This window comes from Streptomyces klenkii, from assembly GCF_003626645.1.
GTDB classification, from domain to species: Bacteria; Actinomycetota; Actinomycetes; order Streptomycetales; family Streptomycetaceae; genus Streptomyces; species Streptomyces klenkii.
Window position 1 is genome coordinate 282,441 of record NZ_RBAM01000004.1, and the last position, 22,958, is coordinate 305,398.

24 protein-coding genes are annotated in these 22,958 nt (G+C 71.0%); 12 read left to right on the forward strand and 12 right to left on the reverse strand.

Features of this window, described 5'->3' with window-relative positions; translation table 11 throughout:
• Positions 1-46 precede the first annotated feature (46 nt).
• From D7231_RS11360 to D7231_RS11370, 3 genes are all read right to left on the reverse strand, one after another.
• Positions 47-1,351, reverse strand: a complete 1,305-nt coding sequence (locus D7231_RS11360; RefSeq protein WP_422396701.1) for a phosphatase PAP2 family protein — start codon at positions 1,349-1,351, stop codon at positions 47-49.
• 222 nt (positions 1,352-1,573) lie between these two features.
• Positions 1,574-1,951: a thioredoxin gene (gene trxA / locus D7231_RS11365; protein ID WP_120755578.1), complete on the reverse strand. Its 378-nt coding sequence runs from the start codon at positions 1,949-1,951 to the stop codon at positions 1,574-1,576.
• A 20-nt stretch (positions 1,952-1,971) separates the two neighbouring features.
• Entirely contained in the window at positions 1,972-2,409 is a 438-nt protein-coding gene (locus D7231_RS11370; protein WP_120755579.1) for a MerR family transcriptional regulator, read from the reverse strand.
• 112 nt (positions 2,410-2,521) lie between these two features.
• On the opposite strand from D7231_RS11370, the gene D7231_RS11375 reads away from it, so the two are divergent.
• The 3 genes from D7231_RS11375 (at position 2,522) to D7231_RS11385 (ending at position 6,216) form a co-directional block, all read left to right on the forward strand.
• Positions 2,522-3,988, forward strand: a complete 1,467-nt coding sequence (locus D7231_RS11375; protein ID WP_120755022.1) for a serine hydrolase domain-containing protein — start codon at positions 2,522-2,524, stop codon at positions 3,986-3,988.
• A 140-nt stretch (positions 3,989-4,128) separates the two neighbouring features.
• On the forward strand, positions 4,129-5,265 hold the full coding sequence (locus tag D7231_RS11380) for a pyridoxal-phosphate-dependent aminotransferase family protein (RefSeq protein WP_241999654.1): 1,137 nt from the start codon (positions 4,129-4,131) through the stop codon (positions 5,263-5,265).
• A gap of 204 nt (positions 5,266-5,469) precedes the next feature.
• Positions 5,470-6,216 (forward strand): TetR/AcrR family transcriptional regulator, encoded by a 747-nt coding sequence (locus D7231_RS11385; RefSeq protein ID WP_120755026.1) that lies wholly within the window; start codon positions 5,470-5,472, stop codon positions 6,214-6,216.
• A gap of 94 nt (positions 6,217-6,310) precedes the next feature.
• On the opposite strand, the gene D7231_RS11390 is transcribed toward D7231_RS11385, so the two are convergent.
• Positions 6,311-6,772, reverse strand: a complete 462-nt coding sequence (locus tag D7231_RS11390) for a MarR family winged helix-turn-helix transcriptional regulator (protein ID WP_120755028.1) — start codon at positions 6,770-6,772, stop codon at positions 6,311-6,313.
• 233 nt (positions 6,773-7,005) lie between these two features.
• On the opposite strand from D7231_RS11390, the gene D7231_RS11395 reads away from it, so the two are divergent.
• The 5 genes from D7231_RS11395 (at position 7,006) to D7231_RS11415 (ending at position 11,735) form a co-directional block, all read left to right on the forward strand.
• Positions 7,006-8,223: an MFS transporter gene (locus D7231_RS11395; RefSeq protein ID WP_120755030.1), complete on the forward strand. Its 1,218-nt coding sequence runs from the start codon at positions 7,006-7,008 to the stop codon at positions 8,221-8,223.
• Positions 8,224-8,341: 118 nt separating this feature from the next.
• Complete coding sequence (locus D7231_RS11400; RefSeq protein ID WP_120755032.1) at positions 8,342-8,779, forward strand: GlcG/HbpS family heme-binding protein; 438 nt, start codon at positions 8,342-8,344, stop codon at positions 8,777-8,779.
• Between the two features lie 139 nt (positions 8,780-8,918).
• The gene (locus D7231_RS11405; RefSeq protein ID WP_120755034.1) at positions 8,919-9,551 is read left to right on the forward strand and encodes an HAD family hydrolase; all 633 of its coding nucleotides are present in this window, start codon (positions 8,919-8,921) and stop codon (positions 9,549-9,551) included.
• A 242-nt stretch (positions 9,552-9,793) separates the two neighbouring features.
• Positions 9,794-11,257, forward strand: a complete 1,464-nt coding sequence (locus D7231_RS11410; RefSeq protein ID WP_120755580.1) for a globin domain-containing protein — start codon at positions 9,794-9,796, stop codon at positions 11,255-11,257.
• Between the two features lie 154 nt (positions 11,258-11,411).
• The gene (locus D7231_RS11415; RefSeq protein WP_120755036.1) at positions 11,412-11,735 is read left to right on the forward strand and encodes a DUF6191 domain-containing protein; all 324 of its coding nucleotides are present in this window, start codon (positions 11,412-11,414) and stop codon (positions 11,733-11,735) included.
• A 9-nt stretch (positions 11,736-11,744) separates the two neighbouring features.
• Here D7231_RS11415 and D7231_RS11420 read toward each other — a convergent pair.
• The 5 genes from D7231_RS11420 to D7231_RS11440 all read right to left on the reverse strand — a co-directional run bounded on the left by D7231_RS11420 (position 11,745) and on the right by D7231_RS11440 (position 15,951).
• Positions 11,745-12,553 (reverse strand): IS5 family transposase gene (locus D7231_RS11420; protein ID WP_416385427.1). Its coding sequence is split into 2 segments (ribosomal slippage): positions 11,745-12,199 and positions 12,199-12,553, totalling 810 coding nucleotides; the frame shifts between segments, so codons are not numbered across the junction.
• Between the two features lie 48 nt (positions 12,554-12,601).
• Positions 12,602-13,108 carry an NUDIX hydrolase gene (locus D7231_RS11425; RefSeq protein WP_120755038.1) on the reverse strand — a complete coding sequence of 169 codons (507 nt, stop codon included), beginning with the start codon at positions 13,106-13,108 and terminating at the stop codon, positions 12,602-12,604.
• Between the two features lie 54 nt (positions 13,109-13,162).
• On the reverse strand, positions 13,163-14,065 hold the full coding sequence (locus D7231_RS11430; protein WP_120755040.1) for a LysR family transcriptional regulator: 903 nt from the start codon (positions 14,063-14,065) through the stop codon (positions 13,163-13,165).
• A 226-nt stretch (positions 14,066-14,291) separates the two neighbouring features.
• On the reverse strand, positions 14,292-15,428 hold the full coding sequence (locus tag D7231_RS11435; RefSeq protein WP_120755042.1) for a cystathionine gamma-lyase: 1,137 nt from the start codon (positions 15,426-15,428) through the stop codon (positions 14,292-14,294).
• Positions 15,429-15,570: 142 nt separating this feature from the next.
• Positions 15,571-15,951: a phage holin family protein gene (locus D7231_RS11440; RefSeq protein ID WP_120755044.1), complete on the reverse strand. Its 381-nt coding sequence runs from the start codon at positions 15,949-15,951 to the stop codon at positions 15,571-15,573.
• A gap of 103 nt (positions 15,952-16,054) precedes the next feature.
• Here D7231_RS11440 and D7231_RS11445 point away from each other — a divergent pair, with 103 nt between their 5' ends.
• From D7231_RS11445 to D7231_RS11455, 3 genes are all read left to right on the forward strand, one after another.
• The gene (locus D7231_RS11445; RefSeq protein WP_120755045.1) at positions 16,055-16,372 is read left to right on the forward strand and encodes a cupin domain-containing protein; all 318 of its coding nucleotides are present in this window, start codon (positions 16,055-16,057) and stop codon (positions 16,370-16,372) included.
• A gap of 148 nt (positions 16,373-16,520) precedes the next feature.
• Positions 16,521-16,739: a DUF5326 family protein gene (locus D7231_RS11450; protein ID WP_120755047.1), complete on the forward strand. Its 219-nt coding sequence runs from the start codon at positions 16,521-16,523 to the stop codon at positions 16,737-16,739.
• A gap of 277 nt (positions 16,740-17,016) precedes the next feature.
• Positions 17,017-17,463 (forward strand): SsgA family sporulation/cell division regulator, encoded by a 447-nt coding sequence (locus D7231_RS11455; protein WP_030366799.1) that lies wholly within the window; start codon positions 17,017-17,019, stop codon positions 17,461-17,463.
• Here D7231_RS11455 and D7231_RS11460 read toward each other — a convergent pair.
• From D7231_RS11460 to D7231_RS11470, 3 genes are all read right to left on the reverse strand, one after another.
• Positions 17,460-19,070 carry an SPFH domain-containing protein gene (locus D7231_RS11460; protein ID WP_120755049.1) on the reverse strand — a complete coding sequence of 537 codons (1,611 nt, stop codon included), beginning with the start codon at positions 19,068-19,070 and terminating at the stop codon, positions 17,460-17,462. The two genes, D7231_RS11455 and D7231_RS11460, sit on opposite strands and share 4 nt — an antisense overlap.
• Before the next feature lie 211 nt (positions 19,071-19,281).
• Entirely contained in the window at positions 19,282-19,482 is a 201-nt protein-coding gene (locus D7231_RS11465; RefSeq protein ID WP_120755051.1) for a hypothetical protein, read from the reverse strand.
• Positions 19,483-19,528: 46 nt separating this feature from the next.
• Positions 19,529-20,983: a YibE/F family protein gene (locus D7231_RS11470; protein ID WP_120755053.1), complete on the reverse strand. Its 1,455-nt coding sequence runs from the start codon at positions 20,981-20,983 to the stop codon at positions 19,529-19,531.
• A gap of 194 nt (positions 20,984-21,177) precedes the next feature.
• Here D7231_RS11470 and thiC point away from each other — a divergent pair, with 194 nt between their 5' ends.
• On the forward strand, positions 21,178-22,938 hold the full coding sequence (gene thiC, locus D7231_RS11475) for a phosphomethylpyrimidine synthase ThiC (protein ID WP_120755055.1): 1,761 nt from the start codon (positions 21,178-21,180) through the stop codon (positions 22,936-22,938).
• Positions 22,939-22,958: the final 20 nt, after the last annotated feature.

Sequence of the window (22,958 nt, forward strand, 5' to 3'; positions counted from 1 at the left end):
ATCGGCCGACCTGATCGGTCGGCCGGATCGGCGGGCCGGCGGGGGCTCAGACCAGTTCCGGCTGTGGTTCCGGTTGCTGTGCCGGTGCGGCCTTCGGTTCCCACATTCTGGTGGTTCGTACGTAGCCGAGGATCACCGAGACCATCGCCAGAATGAGAAGCGGTCCGAACACCCAGGGGGTTTCGGCCATTTCCGTCGGCAGGAAGCGGTAGGAGACCAGGAGCGCGGTGAAGACCGTCGCGCCGTAAGCGACCAGCTGGATTCCCGACCGGTCCCAGCCGCGTACCTGCGCGCGCAGAGCCGCCTCGATCGTGAGGGTGAACACCACGCCGGCGATGATGTCCGCGCCGTAGTGGTAGCCGAAGCCCAGCGTCGCGCCGAGGGTGGCGATCAGCCAGAACGCGCCCGCGAATTGCAGAATGCGGGGCCCCTTGCGGGAGTGAATGAAGATTGCCGTGGCCCACGCTGTGTGCAGGCTGGGCATGCAGTTGCGCGGGGTGATGTCGTTGAACGGCATGTGGTGCGGCGCATCGAGCGGCGGCGGCGTGTTCGGCCACAGGTCGGCCACGGCCCAGTGCCCGCCGTCGGCGCCGTAGGCGAAGATCGGCCCGACCACCGGGAAGATCATGTAGATGCCCGGCCCGAGGAGGCCGATCACCAGGAACGTGCGCACCAGGTGATGGCGCGGGAAGCGGCGCTCGGCCGCCACGTTGCGCAGCTGGTAGAGCGCGACGATGACCGCGGCCACAGCGAGCTGAATGTAGACGTAATCGAGAATGTGGTCGCCGACCGGACCGGTGGCTTTCACGAGCCGGCCCACGAGCCATGACGGGTTGCCCAGCGCGTGATCGGCGGTGGCCACGTATTGATCGAGCACCGTCGGGCGGGTCTTTGACGTGATGAGCAGCCAGGTATCGCCGGTTTTACGGCCGGCCACCAGCAGCAGGCCCAGCCCGATGCCCTTCAGCAGCAGGGCGCGTTCCTTGCCGGTGCGGCGCGTGACGGCGATGACCGCATAGCCGATGATCACCCACAGCGCGCCGTTGCCGAACATCATCTTGGCGTCGACGGCCCAGCGCACCAGAAAGAAGACGATGTCGATGCCGACCGCGACGCCGGCCGCGATGAATCGCTCCCGCCAGGTGAGCACCACCATCATCAACGCCATGCTGGCGTAGAGCAGCGGCCCCGATTTGGGAGCGAAAATCACCTCCCGGGCCTGATTGGTCATCGGCCCCGGCAGGCCGTAGCGGCGTGCAGCGATCTCCAGCGCGATGAGGAATCCGAGGGCCACGACACCCACCGTGGCCCACAGTATCGCCCGTGGCTGACGCCACGCGGAGAACTTAATTCTGCTATTTATTCGCGAAAACACCCGCAGCGCTGTGGATATCAATTGTTCGGCCGATTTGCTAGGTTTTGGCTAAATTGGTCACTCATCGTGCTGGATAGCATGGTCGAACATGCTATCGGAGCGGTGCGGGTGGGTTTCGCTGGTCGTGGGGGGTACGAGGGTTCTGGCTGGTCAGCGGCTCTTTTTTTAGTTCAGGGCCGGTTCGGGGCCGGTTCAGGATCAGTTCAGGGCGTCGCCGAGATCACGGAGCAGGCGGACCTTGGAGCGGGCACCGACGAGGGTCGTCACGCGCTCGCCCGCGCGGAAGAGGATGAGGGTCGGCATGGACAGGACCCCGTAGGCGGCCTGCGTCCGCGGGTTGGCGTCCACGTCCAGCCGGACGATCTTGAGGCGTCCCGCCTCCTCCGCCGCCAGTTCGGCGAGTACGGGCTCGATCATGCGGCAGGGCGGGCACCAGGAGGCGGTGAAGTCGACGAGGACGGGCAGCCGCTCGTCGAGGACCTCGGCGGCGAAGGTGGCGTCGGTGACGGTCACGACAGACGTGGCCGAGGCGTTCGCGGCCGAGGCGTTCGTGGCGGTGGTCGTGGCGGTGGTCATGGCGGTGGTCATGGCGGTGGTCATGGCGTTCCGGGTTCCCTTTCGTGTTCGAACGGTGGGGCGAAAGCGCACAGCGGCGGCGGGCCGCCGGGGACGTCGGCCGCCGCTTCCAGTTCGGCGCGGGCGAGCTGGGTGCCCACTTCAGCCCGGATCCGCTGCAAGTCCGCGATGCAGTCGTCCAGCTCCGCGAGCTTGCGGCGGTAGACGTCGAGGGAGGCGGGGCAGGCGTCGCCGGCCGGGTGCCCTGCGCGCAGGCAGTCCACGAACGGGCGGGTCTCCTCCAGGCCGAAGCCGAAGTCCTGGAGCGTGCGGATCTGCTGGAGCAGCCGCAGGTCGCCGTCGTCGTAGGTGCGGTATCCGTTGCCCGTGCGGCGCGCGGGCAGGAGCCCGAGTTCCTCGTAGTGCCGCAGCGTGCGGGTGGTGGTGCCCGCCTGCCGGGCCAGTTCCCCGATGCGCATGGCCATGACCGTAAACCTTCACGCTGACGTCAACGCCAGAGGCGGAAGGCCGGCGAGAACACCAGAGGCGGAAGCCGGCGACGGCGCGGACACGGCTGGTTAGGGTGCGGACATGATCGACGCTCCGTACGAAGACGCCGAGCTGCTGCCGGCCACCCGCCGCGCGCTCCTTCACCGCCTCGCCACCGGCCAGTCCGAGGGGCGCGCGCCGTCGATGACGGGGGCGGTGATGCGGGACGGGCACCTGGTGTGGAGCTCGGCCCGCGGTGAACTCCCCGGAGGGGCACAGGCCGAGGACGTCCAGTACCGCATCGGTTCGATCACCAAGACCTTCGTCGCAGTGCTGGTGATGCGGCTGCGTGACGAGGGACTGCTGAAGCTGGAGGACCGGATCGGTGCGTACCTCGACACCCCGGCGGGTGGCGACGCGACCGTCGCCCAGCTCCTCTCGCACACCTCGGGGCTCGCGGCGGAGGCGCGCGGGCCGTGGTGGGAGCGCACGGACGGCGCGCTGCGCCCCGGGCTCGCCGACCTCTTCGGCGACCACCCCCAGCTCCACACTCCCGGGCGGTTGCACCACTACTCCAACCCCGGTTACGCGCTGCTCGGCGCCCTGGTCGAGCGGATCCGAGGGGAGAGCTGGTACGACGTGCTGCGCCGCGAGGTCCTCGAACCGCTCGGCATGGACCGGACGACCCTCACCCCCGGCGCGCCCCATGCGGACGGCTGGGCCGTGCACCCCTGGGCCGACGTCCTCCTTCCCGAGCCCGCGGTGGACACCGGGCGGATGGCGCCCGCCGGGCAGCTCTGGTCCACGACCGCCGACCTGTGCCGCTTCGCGGCCTTCCTGATGGGTGGTTCGTACGGGACGGGCAGGGGCGATTCGTACGGGACGGGCAGGGGCGGGCAGGTGCTGTCCGCGGCGACGCTCGCCGAGATGCGGACACCGGAGGGCGGCTCGCGTGCGCCGGGGCAGTCCGGCTACGGGCTGGGCCTCCAGGTGATGCAGAACGACGGCCGGACGCTCGTGGGCCACATCGGCACCATGCCGGGCTTCGTGGCGGCGCTGCTGGTGAGCCCGCGGGACGGGATCGCGGGCGTCGCCCTGGCCAACCGCACCTCCTGCTTCGAGGCCGTGGGCGTCGCGGCGGACCTGCTGGCGACGGTCGCCGACCTCGAACCGCGGATCCCCGCGCCCTGGCGCCCCCTCTCCGAGGTGAAGGACGAGCACCTGGAGCTGACCGGCTCCTGGTACTGGGGTGCGGCCCCGTTCACGCTGCGGCTGTGCGCAGGCGGGGCCCTGGAGCTGGCGCCGTCGGGCTCGGGCGGACGCGGTTCGCGCTTCCGCCCGGAGGAGGACGGCACGTGGACGGGGCTTGACGAGTACTACGCGGGGGAGACGCTGACCGCGGTGCGGACGGCGGAGGGCGCGGTGAGCCACCTCGACCTCGGCACGTTCGTCTTCACCCGCGAGCCGTACGGGGCGGGGGACGCGGTGCCGGGCGGCGTGGACGCGGCCGGCTGGCGCGCGGCGGAGGGAGTCCGGCAGCAGGTGTCCGAGGGCAGTGATCAGAGGTGATCGGAGGCAGGCAGGAGTAATCGGATTGTCCGTCCGGTCCTGTGGACGACGGTCGGCGCGGAACCGGGTGCGGACGTAGGGTCATGGGGAGATTGGCGGGCGCCGGACACCCGGCGCGACACCCGGAAGGCACTGGCACCGTGACTGCGAACATCGCACCGGACGCACCGGACCTGCTCGACCTCGCGCCCCTGGGCGCCGGTCACTTCGCGCGCATCGAGGACAAGATCGCGTCGCTGATGCGCACGCGCGAGACGGTCGTCACGATGCAGGGAGAGGCGCTGCTGCCGCTGGAGGCCGCGATTCGCTCGGCCGTCCGGCCCGGCAGCACCGCGCTCAACATCATCACCGGTCCGTACGGCGAGACGTTCGGCGGCTGGCTGCGCTCCTGCGGCGCCGAGGTGATCACCATCTCGGCGCCGTTCAGCGGTGCGGTCGGCGCCGAGCAGGTCGCGGAGGCGCTGCGCGCGCACCCCGAGATCGACTTCGTCAGCCTGGTGCACGCCGAGGCGGCGACGGGCAACACCAACCCCGTGGCAGCGATCGGCGAGGCCGTGCGCGCGCACGGCGCGCTGCTGATGCTGGACGCGGTCGCGTCCGTCGGCGCCGAGCCGCTCCTCACCGACGAGTGGGGCGTCGACCTGTGCGTCATCGGCGGCCAGAAGGCCATGGCGGGCCCGGCCGGCGTGTCCGTCGTCTCGGTCAGCGCCCGTGCTTGGGAGCGCATCGCCGCCAACGAGCAGGCGCCGCGCCGCTCGTACCTCTCCCTGCTGGACTGGAAGGAGCGCTGGATCGACGGCGGCCGCACGGCCCTGCCGCACGCGCCCGCACAGCTGGAGATGCTGGCCCTGGAGCAGGCCGCCGACCGCATCGAGGCGGACGGCCTGGAGGCCGTCATGGCCCGTCACCGCGCCGCTGCCGCCGCCATGCGCGCCGGCGTCCGGGCCCTGGGCGGCCTGTCCCCGTACGTCGTCCGGGACGAGGACGCCGCCCCCGTCGCCACGACCCTGCGCGCCCCTGACGGCAAGGACGCCCGCGATGTGGTGGCCGCCGCCCTGGCGGCCGATGCCTCGGTGCCCGTCCAGGCGGCGGCCGGGCCGCTGGCCAAGGAGATGATCCGCGTCAACCACTACGGCCTCGACGCGGACCGCGAGGTCGTCCTGGCCTCGCTGGCGGCGCTCGGCGAGGGGTTGCGCGCGCTGGGCGTGCCGGTCGCGGATGCCGCGGCGGCGTCGGCCGCGGCGGGGGAGGCATGGGATGCGGTGATCCCGGGCTGACCCCCGGTTCTCCGGCGTGCCAAGGGCCGCCGTCGGTGCTGCGTGCACCGGCGGCGGCCCTTTTTTGAGTTCTCTCTCCTGCTCGTCTTTTCCCACTTCTTTTGATTTGCCCCGGTATGGCGTGTCGGGACCCTCGTTCATACGCCCGGATAAAATCGGAACCAGCAACCCGTTTCGTTTCCCGGCCTCCGGAGGCGTACTCGCATGGCAGAGCGCAGCCACTCACTGCTGCCTTCTCAGGCCTCCGCATCCCTGCGCGCGGACGCCCGGCGCAACCGTGCGCTGGTCCTCCAAGCGGCCCGATCGGCCTTCGAGGAAGGCGGGTTGGGGGTGCCGCTCGGGGAGATCGCGCGCCGCGCAGGCGTCGGTACGGGCACCGTCTACCGTCATTTCCCTTCCAAGGAAGCCCTGTTCAGGGCGGCGGTGAGCGACAGGATCGTGCTTTTCACGGACACGGCACGGGAGTTGGCGCATACCGAAGACGCCGGGACGGTCTTCTACCGCTACCTTTCGGCGGTCATACGGCTGACCGTGCGGAACAAGGCACTGTGCGACGCTCTGGAGGGGCGTTTCGAGCCCTCTCCCGGTGTCGAGGAGGCGTTCCGGGAAGCCCTCGGCGTCCTGCTGCGGCGTGCCCAACAGGCCGATGCCGTACGGAAGGACGTGACCATCGACGACCTGATGGCCCTGCTCATGGGCTGTCTGTCGATGGAGCAGCGGCGCGCTCCGGGCGTGCCGCAAGGGCGGATGACGGCGCTGGCGTGCGACAGCCTCCGTCCGGGCCGTCGCGTAACGAAACTGCCCGCCATTCCGTCCGCCCGACGTAACGAAACGCAATGCGAGGTGTGCGGAGGCCCGGTGGCCCCGGCGCGTACGGGCCGGCCGGCCCGCTACTGCGGCGCGGCCTGCCGGCAGAAGGCGCACCGGGAGCGGGCCAGGGCCCGCTCGTAGACCCGAGGCCGGGCGCTGTTACGTAGCGGGCGCGAGGGATCCCATCAGCTACGGAGCGGGCGCGAGGTATTCCGCAGCTACGAGGGTTCCTCAGCTATGAGGCGGGCGCGAGGGACTTCACGGCCGTGACCAGCGGGGCCAGCTCCTCGCGCTTAGACGCCTCGTCGAGGGCCTCGCGCAGCGCCGTGTCGTTCGTCGGCCGGGCCTGGTCGAGGAGGGCGAGGCCCGCCTCCGTGACGTCGGTGTAGATGCCCCGGCGGTCGGTGAGGCAGAGGTAGCGGGTCAGCAGTCCGCGGTCCTCCAGGCGGTTGACCAGGCGCGTCGTCGCGCTCTGGCTGAGCACGACCGCCTCGGCGACCTCGTTCATGCGCAGGTGGCCGCCCTCGCCGCTGTGCTGCCTGCTGAGCACGTCGAGCACGGAGAACTCGCGCACGCTCAGGCCGTGCGCGGCCTGAAGCGCCCGCTCGATGTGCGCTTCGATCCGGCCGTGCAGGGCGGACAGTGCGCACCAGCCCTGTGCCAGGCCGAGCAGAGCGGGATCCGGGGTGCGGGACATGGGTGGCCCTCCTTCTGACACCGCACACGCGTGTCGTCACCGACCAGGATATCTCCCATCCGCAATAGCCCGCGCTTGCAAGTATCGGCGCAGGCAATTATTGTCTACGCCGGTAAGGGTCGATCGCAACGAGATCGCCCACGGGATTCCCGCCATCCGTCCGCCCCTCCATCCCTCCGCCGGACCGGACCGCGGGCCGGATCCCCCCTCCCCCTCCCCGAAGGACCCCTGTCATGCCCCTCGCACTGCTGGCGCTCGCCATCGGCGCCTTCGGTATCGGCACCACCGAATTCGTCACCTCGGGCCTGCTCCCGGAGATCGCGGACGACTTCGGCGTCTCCATCCCGACCGCCGGCTACCTGACGACCGGCTACGCGCTCGGCGTCCTGATCGGGGCCCCGATCCTCGCGATCCTCGGCAGCCGGGTGCCGCGCAAGGCGATGCTGATGGGCCTGATGGGCCTGTTCGTCGCCGGCAACGCGATCTCCGCCGCCGCCCCCGTCTTCTCGGTGATGCTGGCCGGGCGCGTGGTCGCCTCGTTCGCGCACGGCGCGTTCTTCGGCATCGGCGCGATCGTCGCCGCCGGGCTCGTCGCCCCGGAGAAGAAGGCGGCCGCGCTCTCGATGCTGTTCTCGGGGCTGACGGTGGCCAACGTGGTGGGTGTGCCGATGGGCACGATGGTCGGCCAGAGCGCCGGCTGGCGGATCACGTTCTTCCTCATCGCCGGACTGGGCGTGCTCGCCGTCCTCGGCATCGCCGCGCTCGTCCCGCGCCAGCCCCGCCCCGAACGGGCCCGGATCGGCGGCGAACTGGCCGCCTTCCGCAACCCCCAGGTCCTGCTCGCGATGGCGATGACCGTCCTCGGCTTCGGCGGCGTCTTCACCATGACCACCTACTTCACGCCGACGATGACCGAGGCCGCGGGCTTCGCCGCCTCCTCCGTCACCTGGCTCCTCGTCCTCTTCGGCCTGGGCATGGTGGCCGGCAACCTCATCGGCGGCCGGTACGCCGACCGCGCGCTGATGCCCATGCTGCTCACGGCCCTCGCCGGCCTCGCGATCGTCCTCGCGCTGCTGCCGCTCGCGACCCACAGCAAGATCGCCACGGTGATCGCCGTCCCGCTGATCGGGGCGATGGGCTTCGCGACGGTCCCGCCGTTGCAGAAGCGCGTCCTGGACCAGGCGGCGGAAGCCCCCACCCTCGCCTCCGCCGCCAACATCGGCGCCTTCAACCTGGGCAACGCGATCGCCGCCTGGCTCGGCGGCCTCGTGATCTCCGCCGGCTTCGGCTACACGGCGCCCAACTGGGTCGGCGCGGCCATGGCCGGCTCCGCGCTCCTCCTGGCCCTCCTCTCCATGGCGCTGGAGCGCCGCACGGGAGCCCGGGACGGGATGCGGGGCGGGCGCATCGTGGCGCGGCAGGAGCCCGCGCCGGAACGGCAGTACTCGTAACTCCGCAGGGGCCGCACCGGCACCTCTCCCCGTACCTCATCCCCCCGTGCCTCTTCACCGCAACACCAAGCACGACAGCACCAAGCACGACAGCACCACGCACCACTAGGAGAACTCCGTGACCACGTCCGCCACTGCCACCCCCGTCCTCCCCCTCACCACGGACGACGGCGATGCGCTCGTCGCCGCCGCCCGCCGGGCCGCGGACGAGCAGGGCGTACGGATCGCCGTGACCGTCCTCGACGCCGGCGGTCACCTGCTGGCCTTCCGCCGGGACGACCGCGCCGTGCTGATCGCGGGGGAGACCAGCACGCGCAAGGCCTTCACCGCGCTCCAGCTGGACGCGCCGACGCGTGACCTCGTCGACGCCGTCCGCCCCGACGGGCTCTTCCACACCCTGCCCACGGCCCTGGACCGCCCGCTGCTGTTCATCGCCGGGGGAGTGCCGCTGCACCGTGACGGCCGGCTCGTCGGCGCGATCGGCGTGGGCGGCGGGGCGCCCGACCAGGACCACGGCATCGCCCTGACCGCGATCGAGGCCGTACTGGGCGGCTGACGCCCCGCATCGCCCTGCATCGTCTTGTACCGCCCCGCACCGGCCGGTGCACCGTAAGCGCAGGCCGGCGCACCGGCCCGGCACCGGCCGCGCACTATTCGCGTGTCCTCCGGTGCCGGGCCGCTTACGCTCGGGGACCGTGAGCAGACTGCATTTGTTCGACATGGACGGGACCCTCATGCACGGGTCCGCGGCGGCGATCGAGATATCCCGGCAGCTCGGGGTCGAGCCGGAGATCGCCGAACTGGAGCGGGCCTTCGCGGCCCGCGAGCTCGACCCGCCGCGCTTCGCCGAACTCGCCTGCGAGCTGTGGCGGGAACTCACCGAGGAACACATCACCGCGGCCTTCGACGGGGCTCCCTGGATGGCCGGGATCCGCGACGTATGGGCGGAGATCCGGGCCCGCGGCGAGCGGTGCGCCGTGATTTCACTGTCCCCCGGCTTCTTCGTGGAGCGCCTGCTGACCTGGGGCGCCGACGCGGCCCACGGCTCGCTCTGGCCGACGGTGCCGTTCCGGGATCCGGTGGACCCGGCGGGGATCCTCGACGCGGGGGCGAAGGTGAGGATCGCGGACGAGCTCTGTGCGGAATTCGGCCTGACCCGCGCCGACTGCGTGGCCTACGGGGACTCGATGTCGGATTCTCAGCTGTTCTCCGCGGTCCCGGTCTCCGTGGCGGTGAACGCGGACCACCACGTACGGGACATCGCGGTCCACGCGTATACGGGCCGGGACCTCAGAGAGGCGTACGAACTCGTCGGCGCCGCCTCGTAGCCCGCCCCTGAGGTCGGTCTCCGTGGGCAGGGGAGTGGTCGATGGGCAGGAGAGTCGTCGATCCTAGCCCCAACACCGCCTGCATCACTCGTACTTCCCGCGATTCGCGCGAAGCCCGCACAGAAGATGGCAAGCTGCGCAGCCTGAACAGCGACCCATGAGCAGAGCGGGGAATCGCGCGCGCTTTCCGGCTAGGACGGAAGCGCGAGGACGGACCGAGAGATGTTCGAGGCGAGACGATGATGGACGCTCCCACCAGGTCGGCCGACGGCGGCCCGCACGGCAGAGGAAGCGACCGGGGCTGGTTCACCCCCACGCAGCCGCCGGACGGAACCGGGGCCCATGCCCCGGCCGTTCCCCCGGCTCTTCCCCCCGCCCCCGCCCCTCCCCCTCCTCCCCCGCACGACCGGCAGCGGGCGCACGAACAGCAACAGGCGCACGAACACCGACAGGCGCACGTACAGAAACGGGCGCAGGTACAGCGACAGGCGCACGAACACCAGCGCCCGGCCGAGCCGCCGCCCGACCAGGGGTTCCGCCCCGCTCCGGACCCCGTCCCCGCGACCGGAGCGGCGCCGTCCCCCGACGCGTACGCCCTCCGCCGCACCCTGGCGGAGCTGGAACCCGTGGCTGACAAGGCCACTTCGTACTTCTACGCGCTGCTGTTCATACAGAACCCCGATCTTCGCGCCCTCTTCCCCGTGGCCATGGACGCCCAGCGCGACCGCCTCTTCAAGGCGTTGCTGACCGCCGCCCGGCACGCGGACGACCCCGCCACCCTCACCGCCTACCTCTCCCGGCTCGGCCGCGGGCACAGGAAGTACGGCACCCGGCCCGAGCACTACCCCGCCGTCGGCGAGTGCCTGCTCGCCGCCTTAAGCCGCTACGCCCCGGATACCTGGAACGAGGCCACCGAAGCCGCCTGGGTGCGCACCTACACGGCGATCTCCCAGATCATGATCGACGCGGCCGCCGAGGACGAGGAGCAGTCCCCCGCCTGGTGGCAGGGCGAGATCGTCCGCCATGAGTTACGCACGCCGGACATCGCCGTCGTGACCGTACGGCCCGACCAGCCGTACCCCTTCCTCGCGGGTCAGTACACGACCCTAGAAACCCCCTGGTGGCCGCGCGTGTGGCGGCACTACTCCTTCTCCGCCGCGCCCCGTCCGGACGGGCTGCTCTCCTTCCACGTCAAGGCCGTGCCCGCCGGCTGGGTGTCCGGCGCCCTCGTCCACCGCGCCCGCCCGGGCGATGTCCTGCGGCTCGGTCCCCCCGCCGGTTCCATGATTGTGGACCACAGCACTGACAACGGCCTGCTGTGCCTGGGCGGCGGCACCGGCATCGCCCCGATCAAGGCGCTGGTGGAGGACGTCGCCGAGCACGGCCGCTGCCGCCCCGTCGAGGTCTTCTACGGTGCGCGCCACGCCGGCGACCTCTACGACATCGACACCATGCTGCGGTTGCAGCGGGCGCACAACTGGCTGTCGGTGCGGCCGGTCGTCTCCGACGGCCCCACCCGCGGCCTGTGCGGCGAACTCCCCGCCATCGTGCGCCAGTACGGGCCCTGGCCCGCCTACGACGCCTACCTCTCCGGCCCGCCCGGGATGATCCGCAGCGGTGTGGACACGCTGGTGGGCATCGGCATCCCCTCCCACCGCATCCGCCACGACGAGATCGGCGGCCTCATGGCGGCGGCACCGCGCTGAGAGGGCTGTGAAGGAAGAGGGACCAGTTGTGAAGGAAGAGGACTTAGGGACTTAGACGCCGTTTCTGATGGCCAGTAGGGCAGGTCAAGGTACAGGCTCGGCCCAGTGAGCGCCTGTTGGGAACTGTGGTGCCAGCCCGGGGCGTTGGCCGGTCATGGTGATGATGGCGGGTCTGCTGTTCATGACTGTGCTGGTGATCGTGCCGTTCATGTTCGCCTCGGTCCGGTACGTGCTCCTGCGATCGGGGCGTCCGTCCTGGCTGTGCCGCCGGCTGGCTGCGCGCGCTCCGCACGGCGGTGTCGGCCTGGGGGCCACGGTGACCGAGGAGCTGCACGCGTTCATGAATGCCAACAAGCGGGTGCAGATCGAGCAGCGGCAGGTGGAGCTGGTGCTGAGGGATGACGTGCACGGTGGCGCGCCGCCGCGCACGGGTGTCGACCTGGACGCGGGGACTGCTGTGATCCGGCGACGCGGGTAGCTCCCGGCTTCACGAGGTGAGCCGGCGGTAGCCGATGAGGGCTGCCGCTATGCCGACGAAGGCCAGGAAGTGCTCCGGTTTGCGCTCGTAGCGGCGGTGCAGACGTCGGCAGCCCGCCAGCCACGACACGGTTCTCTCCACGACCCACCGGTGCCGGCCCAGCCGGTGAGAGGGTTCAATGCCCTTGCGTGCGATGCGGTGCGTGATGCCGCGCGAGCGGAGCCATCTGCGCAGGTGGCGGTAGTCGTATCCCTTGTCGGCATAGAGTTTGCCGGGCCGGCGCCGTCGTGGGCCGCGCCGGGAGCGGATCGGCGGGATACCGCGAACGAGCGGCATGAGCGCCTGGCTGTCGTGCAGATTAGCGGCTGAGATTCCGAGCGATAGAGGTAGCCCCTTCCGGTCCGTGAGCAGGTGGACCTTCGATCCGTTCTTGCCGCGATCGGTCGGATTCGGTCCGGTCAGCGGCCCCCTTTTGCGGCCCGGATACTCACCGAGTCGATCGCACAGCGAGACCAATCCAGCTCACCGCGGGCGCCCAGCTCATCGAGGATGACGCGATGGAGCCGGGCCCATACCCGCTCCCGGCTCCACTGGGCGAAGCGCCGGTAGACCGTGGGCCAGCACGGGCCGAACACCGGCGGCAGCTGCCGCCAGGTGCAGCCCGAAGTTGCAACAAAGATGATCGCCGTCAGCACCTCACGGTCCTCGGCCCGCCGTTTACCCCCGCCCTGCGGGCGGATCACCTCCGTCGGCGGCACCACCCGCCGGAACAGCTCCCACAACTCGTCCGGCACCAGCCGCTCGGCAAGGCTCACCACGCATGAACCAACGAGCGCGAACAGCCATCAGAAACGGTGTCTTAGGGGCTACCCCAGGTCGTCCGCCAGCAGCGCCCGTACGCCCTCGATGTTCGCGTCGAGGTAGGCGCGCAGCGACGGGGGCACCAGCTCCACCGACGCGATTCCGGCCCGCGTGAAGGGGATCCGCACCACCTCGTACGTCCCGCGAGGCTCGTCCACTTCGGGGCCGTGGCGCATCGAGAGGTCCATGGAGGCCAGCCGGCAGACGAAGAAGTGCTGCACTTTGACGCCGTGGGCGGCGTGGTGCAGCGAGTGCGTGACGGTGTCGACGAAGGCGGGGACGACGTCGACGACCTTGGCGCCGAGCTCCTCGTCGACCTCGCGGTGGAGCGCGGCGACGACCGTGGTGTCCTCCGGCTCCATGCCGCCGCCGGGCGTGATCCAGTACGGCGCCTGTCCGGGCTTGGTGCGCTTGATCAGGATCATCTCCAGGGCGGCGTGGGGCCCGGGATCGCCGCCGCTGTCGAGGAGGATGGCGCGGGCGGTGCGCTTGACCACTGGACGTTCGGTCATAGGGGACATCTGCCGCGTAGGGCGGTCGGTGAAACCCCTGGCGGCAACCCTTTCTCACCAGGAAACGGCAGCGCGCAGCAGCCACTCGTGTGCCCGGGCGAGGTGCGGGTGGGCCAGTGTGCCGGTCCGTACGACGAGGAAATAGGTGCGCAGCGGGGGGACGGGCGGGTCGAGGAGGGCGACGAGCTCGCCGGTGTCGAGGGCGTCCGCGCACAGGTAGCGGGGCAGCACGCCGATCCCGGCGCCCGCGGCGACGCAGGAGAGGACGGCCCGCAGGTCGGGGACGACGACGCTGCCCGAGGCGACGGGTTCGGTGTCGAAGACGGCGGCCCAGTAGCGGGTGACGAGCGGCAGGGTCTCGTGGACCTCGACCACGGGCAGGTGCTCCAGGGCCCGTACGCCCTTGTCGCGCACGACGGCCGGCCCGCCCAGCCGCGCCGCCCAGCGCGGCGCCGCGACGAGGACGTGCTCCTCGTCGCAGAGCGGGGTGGCGGTCAGCAGCCGCCCGCGCGGGCGCGCGGTGGTGATCGCGAGGTCGTGGTGGCCGGCGGACAGGCTCTCGAAGAGCTCGTCGGAGGTGCCGTGGGCGGCGCGCACGGTCAGGCCCTGCGCGATGAGGGGGGTGAGCGCGGGGAGGGCGCGCAGGCCGGTGAACTCGGGAGGGCCGGCGAGGTGGAGCGTCCGGTTCGGCGTCCCCTCCACCTCGTCGATGCCCGCCTCGGTGATCTCCAGGAGTGCGTCGACGTGCGGCGCGATCTTGTGGGCCAGTTCCTCGCCGGTGGTGGTGGGGCGCACGCCGCGGGCCAGACGGAGGAAGAGGGGGCGGCCCAACTGCGTCTCCAGCGTGCGGATCTGGCCGGTGACGGCGGGCTGGGAGAGACCGAGGAGGGCCGCGGCGCGGGTGAAGGACCCGGCCCGGTGCACCGTGACGAACGTGCGCAGCAGGGCCAGATCCATGCCGTCTCCCCTGACTCGGTGCTTGCCGGCCGTAGGGGAACTATAAATAAGTCGATAGGGCTGTGTCGCCGGTGTGATTGGACACTGACGCAGAGTCAACTAGCCTTGACCGGGTGGTCATTCGTGCGGGGGGTCGCACGTCCGGCCACGACGGCTCGAGTCAAGAGGGGGGAGACTCGAGCCGTCCTTACGGGGACGGGCCGTTCCGTCTGCGGGTCGCTTCGCCTTACGGACGGGCCGCTTCATCCAGCGCCGCGAGCACGTCCGCGACGAGGTCCGCCGTGTCCTCGACGCCCACCGAGAAGCGGATGAACCCCTCCGGCACGGCGTCGCCGCCCCACCGCCCGCGCCGCTCCGCCGTCGACCGCACGCCGCCGAAGCTTGTCGCTTCGTCGACGAGCCGCAGGGCGGTCAGGAAGCGCTCGGCGTGCACCCGGCCGGGCAGGACGAACGAAACCACGCAGCCGAAGCGCCCGCCGCGCATCTGCCGCAGGGCGAGCGCGTGGGCGGGGTCGGTGGGCAGCCCGGGGTGGCGCAGGCCGGTCACTTCGGGCCGGTTGCGCAGGGCTTCGGCGAGGGCGAGCGCGGTGGCCGCCTGCCGGTCCACGCGCAGGTGCAGTGTCGCCAGGGAGCGGTGCGCCAGCCAGGCCTCCATCGGGCCGGGGATCGCGCCGGCGACCTTGCGCCAGTCCCGTACGGCCGCGGTGAGCCGTGGGTCGCGTGCGGCGACGTAGCCCAGGAGGAGATCGCCGTGGCCGGTGAGGGCCTTGGTGCCGCTGGCTACGGAGAAGTCGGCGCCCAGTTCGAGGGGCCGCTGGCCGAGCGGGGTGGGGAGGGTGTTGTCGACGGCGACGAGCGCGCCGTGGCGGTGGGCGGCGTCGGCGAGGCGGCGGATGTCGCACACGTCGAGGCCGGGGTTGGAGGGCGATTCGAGCCACAGCAGCCGCGCCCCGTCCAGCGCGGCGAGCTGTGCGTCCCCGGCGGTCGGGGCGGTGCGCACGGCGACGCCGAACGCCTCCAGGCGGTCGCGCAGCGCGGGCAGCAGCTGATAGCCGTCCGAGGGGAGGACCGCCGTGTCGCCGGGCCGCAGCTGGGAGAAGAGCACGGCGGAGATCGCGGCCATCCCGGAGGGGAAGGCGACCGCCTCCGCCGCCGGGCCGGGGCCGTCCGGGGTCTCCAGCGCGGCGATGGCCCTCTCCAGGGCGGCCCAGGTGGGGTTGGCCTCCCGGCCGTACGTGTACGGGCCGGAGACCTCGCCCGGGAGGTGGTAGTGGGCGGCGAAGGCCGGGCCGGGGAGCGCGGGCTCGTTCGCCCGCGGTTCCGGCAGGCCCGCTCGTACGGCCCGGGTGCCGTCGCCTGTCATCGGCTGCTCCTTCTTCGTCCTCGTCCGTTCGTTCCGGTCGTAACGGTTGTTCCGTTCGTTCGGTCCGTCGTCCGCCGCGTCGTCTGTCGCGCTGTCCGCTGCGTCGTCGGCCGAGACGTCCGCCGAGTCGTCCGTCGCCGGGTCAGTCCTTCTCGTCCGGCAGGATCACGTGCATCGCCCACGCCACGATCGAGATGATCACGCCGCCGATCAGGGCGTTCCAGAACCCGTCGACATGGAAGGCGAGCCCCAGCTCCTTGGCGATCCACGAGGTCAGCAACAGCATCAGCGCGTTGATCACGAGCGTGATGAGGCCGAGGGTAAGGATGAACAGCGGGAAGGACAGCAGCTTCACCACGGGCTTGACGATGAAGTTGACCACGCCGAAGACGAGCGCGACGAGGATCAGCGTGAGCACCTTGCGCGCGGTGTTCTCACCGGAGAGCGTGATGCCCTTGAGCAGCCAGATGGCGACCGCCAGGGCCGCCGCGTTGGCGATCGTCTTGACTACGAAATTCTTCATGGTGAGATCGTTGCAGACGCGCCCGGTCCGGCGCGGATCAGCACAGTCGGCGGCCGGCGCACGGACCGGTCACGGACGAGGAGCGGCAAGAGGTGGACGGTAGATGAAGGCCTTCCGGCTGGATGAACTGGAGGGTGAGCGCCTCGCGAACGACGGTGCGTACCTCCAGTTCCTGCGCGAGCGGAACATGTCGGTCGGGCTCTACGCGCTCGACGCGGGGCAGATGGACCCGCAGACCCCGCACGCCCAGGACGAGGTGTACGTGGTGATGAGCGGCCGGGCGTCGATCACCGTGGGGGAGGAGACGACGCAGGTGGGGCGGGGGAGCGTGGTGTACGTACCGGCCGGGGAGACGCACCGCTTCCACCACGTCAGCGAGCCTCTGAGGGTTCTGGTGGTCTTCTCTCCCCCCGAGAGCTGAGGGTCCGCCCCGGGAACCCGTAGGGGGACGTTCAGGGGTCGGCAGGGGCTGCGGGGCCCCGTCCGGGCCCCTGCCCGTCCTAGCATCGAATCAAGGCCGGAGCAGTCGGGCTCCGGAACCACGAAGCGGAAAGCAGGGGACGAACGACATGGCCGAGAAGGGGATTTTCGCAGGACTGCCCTGGTGGGTGAAGTGGATCGCCGTGCCGGCGCTCGTCCTCGTGGTGTTCGGCAGCCTGATCATGAGCGTGCTGGGCTTCGTCATAGCGCTGGTCTTCAAGGCGCTGCTGCTGGTCGCGCTCGTCGGCGGGCTGATCTTCGTCGTCAAGAAGTTCACGTCGTCGTCCTCGTCGAAGAGCGACTGGTAGCCGGTCAGCGCCCGGCCCTCCGAGAGCCGTCCTTCCGGTCGCCGCCCGGACCGGTGTTGACGGCTCTGGCAATTTCTCTGCCCTGAATCCCGTGGAACGACTCCGCCCCGTAGTCGAGTCGCTACGCTCCAGAGTCATAGAGCTCGTAAGCTCAGTCTCGATCTCTATCGGTAGCTGAAGACTCACTCCTCGTGATCTGTGGATGCCGTCGAGCGATGGCGTTCAGGGATGCGAGGAGCCAATCCCGGCCAAAACGACGAATACGGGGCATTGGGCGATGCGTGAAACGGTGCAGGCAGAAGTGATCATGACCTTCCTCGTCTCCGAGGAGCTGTCCTTCCGGATCCCGGTGGGACTGGACTACGACAGCAGTGATCCCTACGCGGTGAAGTTCACCTTCCACCTTCCCGGCGACGCGCCCGTGACCTGGGCATTCGCACGGGAGCTGTTGCTTGACGGGCTCAGTCAGCCGTCCGGCGAGGGCGATGTGCACATCGCCCCCGCCTCCGCCGAGCACCTCTCGGACGTCTTCATCCGGCTGCAAGTGGGCTCCGAAGGGGCCCTGTTCCGGGCCGGCGCGGCGCCCCTCGTGGCGTTCCTCGACCGGACCGACCGCATCGCCCCGCTCGGCGAGGAGCGGTCGGTCGCCGACTTCGACTACGACCTCGCCGCGGCGCTCGACAACATCCTCGCCGGCAACACCGAGGGGCAGAACGCCGGTTAGCGGCCCGGCATGCCTCCGCCGGCACCGCCCTCGTCCCGGACCGGCACCCGCTCAGCGCGCGGGGGTGCGCCCTTCGGCGCCGTCCCGGCCCCCAGCGCCCCTGAGCTGCCGTTTTCCCCCGGGCCGCCGTTCCCGCCGGCCTGTCCGGCACCGGGCACACCGAGGCCGTTCCCCCCGGGCGCGCCCGATCCGTCCGCCGCGCCCGCCGCTCCTGCCGTGCCCATGGAGCCGAGCAGCTGCCGCGCCAGGCCCAGCCCCGTACCGCCCATCGTCAGAGCCTTCGCGAACATCTCCGACATCCCGTCGGCCCCGTTGAGCAGCACCATGTGGTCAACGTTTCCGAAGGCTTCAGCCCCCGCACGTACGATCTCGGGCCACTTTTCGGCCAGTTGTTGCGCGACCACCGCCTCCTGGTTCTCCGCCAGGGCCGCCGCCCGTGCCTTGATCGCATCCGCCTCCGCCAGGCCGCGCGCCTTGGCGGCCTCGGCCGTCGCCAGACCCTTCGCCCGCGCGGCCGCCGCCTCGGCCTCACCCGTCGCCCGGGTCGCATCCGCCGCCGCGGCACCGCGCGCCTTGGTGGCCTCGGCCTCGGCGCCGGCGGCCGCCTTCACGCGCGTCGCCTCGGCGGCCGCGGCCAGCTCCGTCTCCCGGGCCTTCGCCTGGGCCGCGGAGATACGGGCATCGCGCTCCGCCTCCGCCAGGGTGCGCTTCTCGTAGGCCGCCGCGTCCGCGGGCTTGCGCACGTCCGCCTGGAGCTGCTGCTCCCGCCGGTGCGCCGCCAGCTCGGCGACCCGCGTCTCCTGGACCACGACCTCCTGCTGGGCCGCGGCGTCCGCCAGCGGCCCGGCCTGCCGCGCCTTCGCCGCCGCGCTGTCCCGCTCGGCCTGATAGCCGGCCTGGAGGATCTCGGAGTCGCGCTGGGCCTGCGCCATCCGGGCCGCGGCCTGCTGCTCCGCCTCCGTGGCCAGCCGGTCGGCCTCGGCCTGGGCGATCCGGGCGTCCCGCTGCACGGCCGCGGCGTGCGGCGCGGACAGGTTCTTGATGTAGCCCGTGGGGTCCTGGATCTCGTGGATCTGCAACGAGTCGATGATCAGCCCGAGCTTCTCCATCTCCGTGCCCGAGGCCGCGCGGGTCTCGCCCGTCAGCCGCTCCCGGTCGCGGATCATGTCCTCCACGGTCAGGCCGCCGACGATCGAGCGCAGATGGCCCGCGAAGACGTTGTGCACCCGCTCGCCCATGAACTTCTGCTGGTCGAGGAAGCGCCGGGCGGCGTTGGCGATCGAGACGAAGTCGTCGCCCACCTTGAATATGACCACACCGTGGACCTTGAGGGGGATGCCCTGCTTGGTCACGCAATCCACGTGGAGATCGGCCTCGTTGAGGTCGAGCGACAGCTTCCGGACCACCTGGACCCCGGGCAGCACGAGGGTCCCCCGCCCCGTGACGATCCGGAACCCCATCCCCTCCTCCAGCCCCTCGGTGCGGTGCTTAGAACCGGAGATGACGAGCGCCTCATTGGGCTCGGCAACCCGCCACATCAGTTTGAACAGCCCGACCACGATGGCCACAGCGACGAGGACAACCCCCGCCACGACGCCGATGAGCATGCGTCCAGCCCCCCTTATGGGCCCCGCGACGGGGCCCGAGCTCGAAAGTGTGCTCCCGCGCGAGCCGGTGGTGAAGACCCGGACACGGCTTGGCACGGTCCTGATACGAGAGGTGTGCACGGGCGTGACACGGCACCGTTATGGGGCCGGCGCAACGCCCCTCATGCCCCTTCTGCCCCGGCTGCCCCACCCGTAAGCAGGCTCCCCGTCATCACCCGTAGACGGACGCCACATAGACCGTGCGCGGCGGCTGGTACTCCATGATCACCACCACCGTGCCGCGCTCGATCCGCTCCCCCGGCTCCGCCGCGTAGGCCAGGAAGGCCTCGGCCCCGCCGCGCACCCGCACCATCACCTCGCCGACCAGCCCCGGCCCGACCGTGCCGGTCACCCTGCCCTGTTCCCCGATCACCTGCGGCTCCCCCCTCGTGCGATGCGCCCCGCCCGGCGCCGCGCGGTCACTTGGCGCGGCGGCGCCTGCCCCCCTTCGACCTGCCGCGCCCGCCCGCCCGCGCGCCGGTACCCGTGCCGGTGCCCGTGCGGGCACCTGTCCCCGTACTCGCATTGTGCCGGTCGGCACTGACAACGAGGGCTGCCAGCAAGGTCGTCACCGGCACCGAGGCGACCAACCCGATGCTGCCGACGAGCGTCCGCACGATCTCCTCGGACACGATCTCGCTGGTCGCGACCGTTCCGACCCCGCTGTCGGCGATCGAGAACAGCAGCAGGAGCGGCAGCGAGGCGCCCGCGTACGCCAGCACGAGCGTGTTCACGACCGACGCGATGTGGTCCCGGCCGATGCGCATGGCCGCCCCGTAGAGCTTGCGCCAACTCGCGCTCGGGTCGGCGTCCTTCAGCTCCCACACCGCGGAGGTCTGCGTCACCGTCACGTCGTCGAGCACGCCGAGCGAGCCGATGATGATCCCTGCGAGCAGCAGGCCGCGGATCTCGATCTCCGGGTAGAGGCCGTGCACGAGCCCGGTCTGGTCGTCGGTGTTGCCCGTCAGATGGGCCCAGCTGGTGAAGAGCGAGCCCAGCAGGCCGATGAGCATCAGCGAGGTGAGCGTCCCGAGCACGGCCACGGACGTCCGGGCGGTCAGGCCGTGGCACATGTAGAGCGCGATCAGCATGATCGCGCTGCCGCCGATGACGGCGACCACCAGCGGATCCGACCCCTGGAGGATCGCCGGGAGGATGAACAGCGTGAGCACCCCGAAGCTGATCACCAGCGCGATCAGTGCGAAGACCCCGCGCAGCCGGCCCACGACCACGACGGCCAGGGCGAACACCGCGGCGAGTATCGCCATGGGCAGCGTCCGGTTCACGTCGGTGACCGAGTACTGGAGGTTCTTCGGCGCCTTGGGGGCGTACGCGAGGATGACTTCCTGGCCGACCGTGTAGTGCCGGGAGGCGCTGGGCTGGACGAGCTCGGTGAACGTCCGGCCCTTGTCGGGGCCCGAGGTGACCTCGATCTCCGATTTCTCGCACGGCCCCTTCGCCTGCGGCGGTCCCCCCGGGCCGCCCTGCGCACCCGGCGGCGGCTGCTGCGGCTGCGCGCCCGCCTTCGCGCAGTCGAGCTCCTCGATCTTCACGACACGGCCCGACTCCGTCTTCTGGTCGAGGCCGAGCCCGGAGTGCTCGTGCGGAGGCGCGCCGCCGGGCCACAGCACGAACAGGCCGGTGAGCACCGCGGCGGCGAAGGGGATGAGGATCGCGCCGATCACCTTGCGCAGGTGGGCGGAGACGGGGGAGGCGGGGCCGTGACCGTGGCTGTGGCCATGGCCATGGCCATGGCCATGGCTGTGTGCGTGAGCGTGGCCGTGGCCGTGCGCCGGGGAGGGCGGGTGCTCGTGCGCGGCCTGGGGGCCGGGCTCGTGGGGATGCGCGGGGGAATGCTGGTCCGTGGGGGTCACGCCCGCATCATCGCAAGCCCCCCTGGCCCTCCGGACGGGAGAGGCGCTAGCGTGGTGGCACCTTTGCAATCGCGGGAGCTCGGAGCACCGGGCTGAGAGGGCGCTGACCTCCGTACGGAGAGCCGTACGGAAGACCGCTGCGTCGACCGCCGAACCTGTTACCGGGTAATGCCGGCGTAGGGAGTTCTGGTCTCATGACCTCGCAGGATGCACGCACGTCCGAATCCGGCCGGGAGATCGGCTGGCACAAGGACTACGTGACCGGCTCGCGTCCGGACCTTCGGGTTCCGGTTCGGCGGGTCCACCTCACCAACGGGCAGGACGTGCAGCTGTACGACACCTCCGGCCCATACACCGACCCGGCGATCGAGACGGACGTCCGGCGCGGCCTCCAGCCGCTCCGGGAGAACTGGATCATCGGCCGTGGTGACACCGAGGAGTACGCCGGGCGCCCGATGCGCCCGGAGGACGACGGCATCAAGCACACGTCGCCGCGCGGGGGTCTGAAGAACCTCGACGCGGTCTTCCCGGGCCGCCCGCGCCAGCCCCGCCGGGGGCGCGGCGGACAGGCCGTCACCCAGCTCGCGTACGCCCGCCGCGGTGAGATCACCGAGGAGATGGAGTACGTGGCCCTCCGGGAGAACGTTTCTCCCGAGACCGTCCGCGAGGAGATCGCGGCCGGCCGGGCGGTCCTCCCGGCCAATGTGAACCACCCGGAGATCGAGCCGATGATCATCGGCAAGAAGTTCCTGGTGAAGGTCAACGCCAACATCGGCAACTCCGCGGTCACCTCCTCCATCGAGGAGGAGGTGGAGAAGATGACGTGGGCCACCCGCTGGGGCGCCGACACCGTCATGGACCTCTCCACCGGCCGTAACATCCACACCACGCGCGAGTGGGTGCTGCGCAACTCCCCCGTGCCGATCGGCACCGTGCCGCTCTACCAGGCCCTGGAGAAGGTCGACGGCAAGGCCGAGGAGCTCACCTGGGAGATCTACAAGGACACGGTCATCGAACAGGCCGAACAGGGCGTCGACTACATGACCGTGCACGCCGGCGTGCTGCTGCGGTACGTCCCGCTCACCGCCCGCCGCAAGACCGGCATCGTCTCCCGCGGCGGTTCGATCATGGCCGCGTGGTGCCTGGCCCACCACAAGGAATCGTTCCTCTACGAGAACTTCGAGGAGCTCTGCGAGATCCTCGCGGCCTACGACGTGACGTACTCGCTCGGCGACGGCCTGCGCCCCGGCTCCATCGCGGACGCCAACGACGAGGCGCAGTTCGCCGAGCTGAAGACGCTCGGCGAGCTCAACACCATCGCCAAGCGGCACAACGTCCAGACGATGATCGAGGGCCCGGGCCACGTCCCGATGCACAAGATCAAGGAGAACATCGACCTCCAGCAGGAGATCTGCGAGGAGGCGCCGTTCTACACGCTCGGCCCGCTGACGACGGACGTCGCACCCGCGTACGACCACATCACCTCCGGCATCGGCGCCGCGATGATCGCGTGGTGGGGCACGGCGATGCTCTGCTACGTCACGCCCAAGGAGCACCTGGGGCTGCCGGACCGGGACGACGTCAAGACCGGTGTGATCACCTACAAGATCGCCGCGCACGCCGCGGACCTCGCCAAGGGGCACCCGGGCGCGCAGGAGTGGGACGACGCGCTGTCGGACGCCCGCTTCGAATTCCGCTGGGAGGACCAGTTCAACCTGGCCCTCGACCCGGAGACGGCGCGGGCCTTCCACGACGAGACGCTGCCCGCCGAGCCGGCGAAGACCGCGCATTTCTGTTCGATGTGCGGGCCGAAATTCTGTTCGATGAAGATCTCTCAGGACATCCGGCGCGAGCACGGCGGCGACCTGGCCCTCGACCCCGAGGCGGGCATGGCGGAGAAGTCGAAGGAGTTCGCGGCGGCGGGCAACCGCGTTTATCTGCCGATCGCTGACTGACCGCGACCGCTATCTGACCG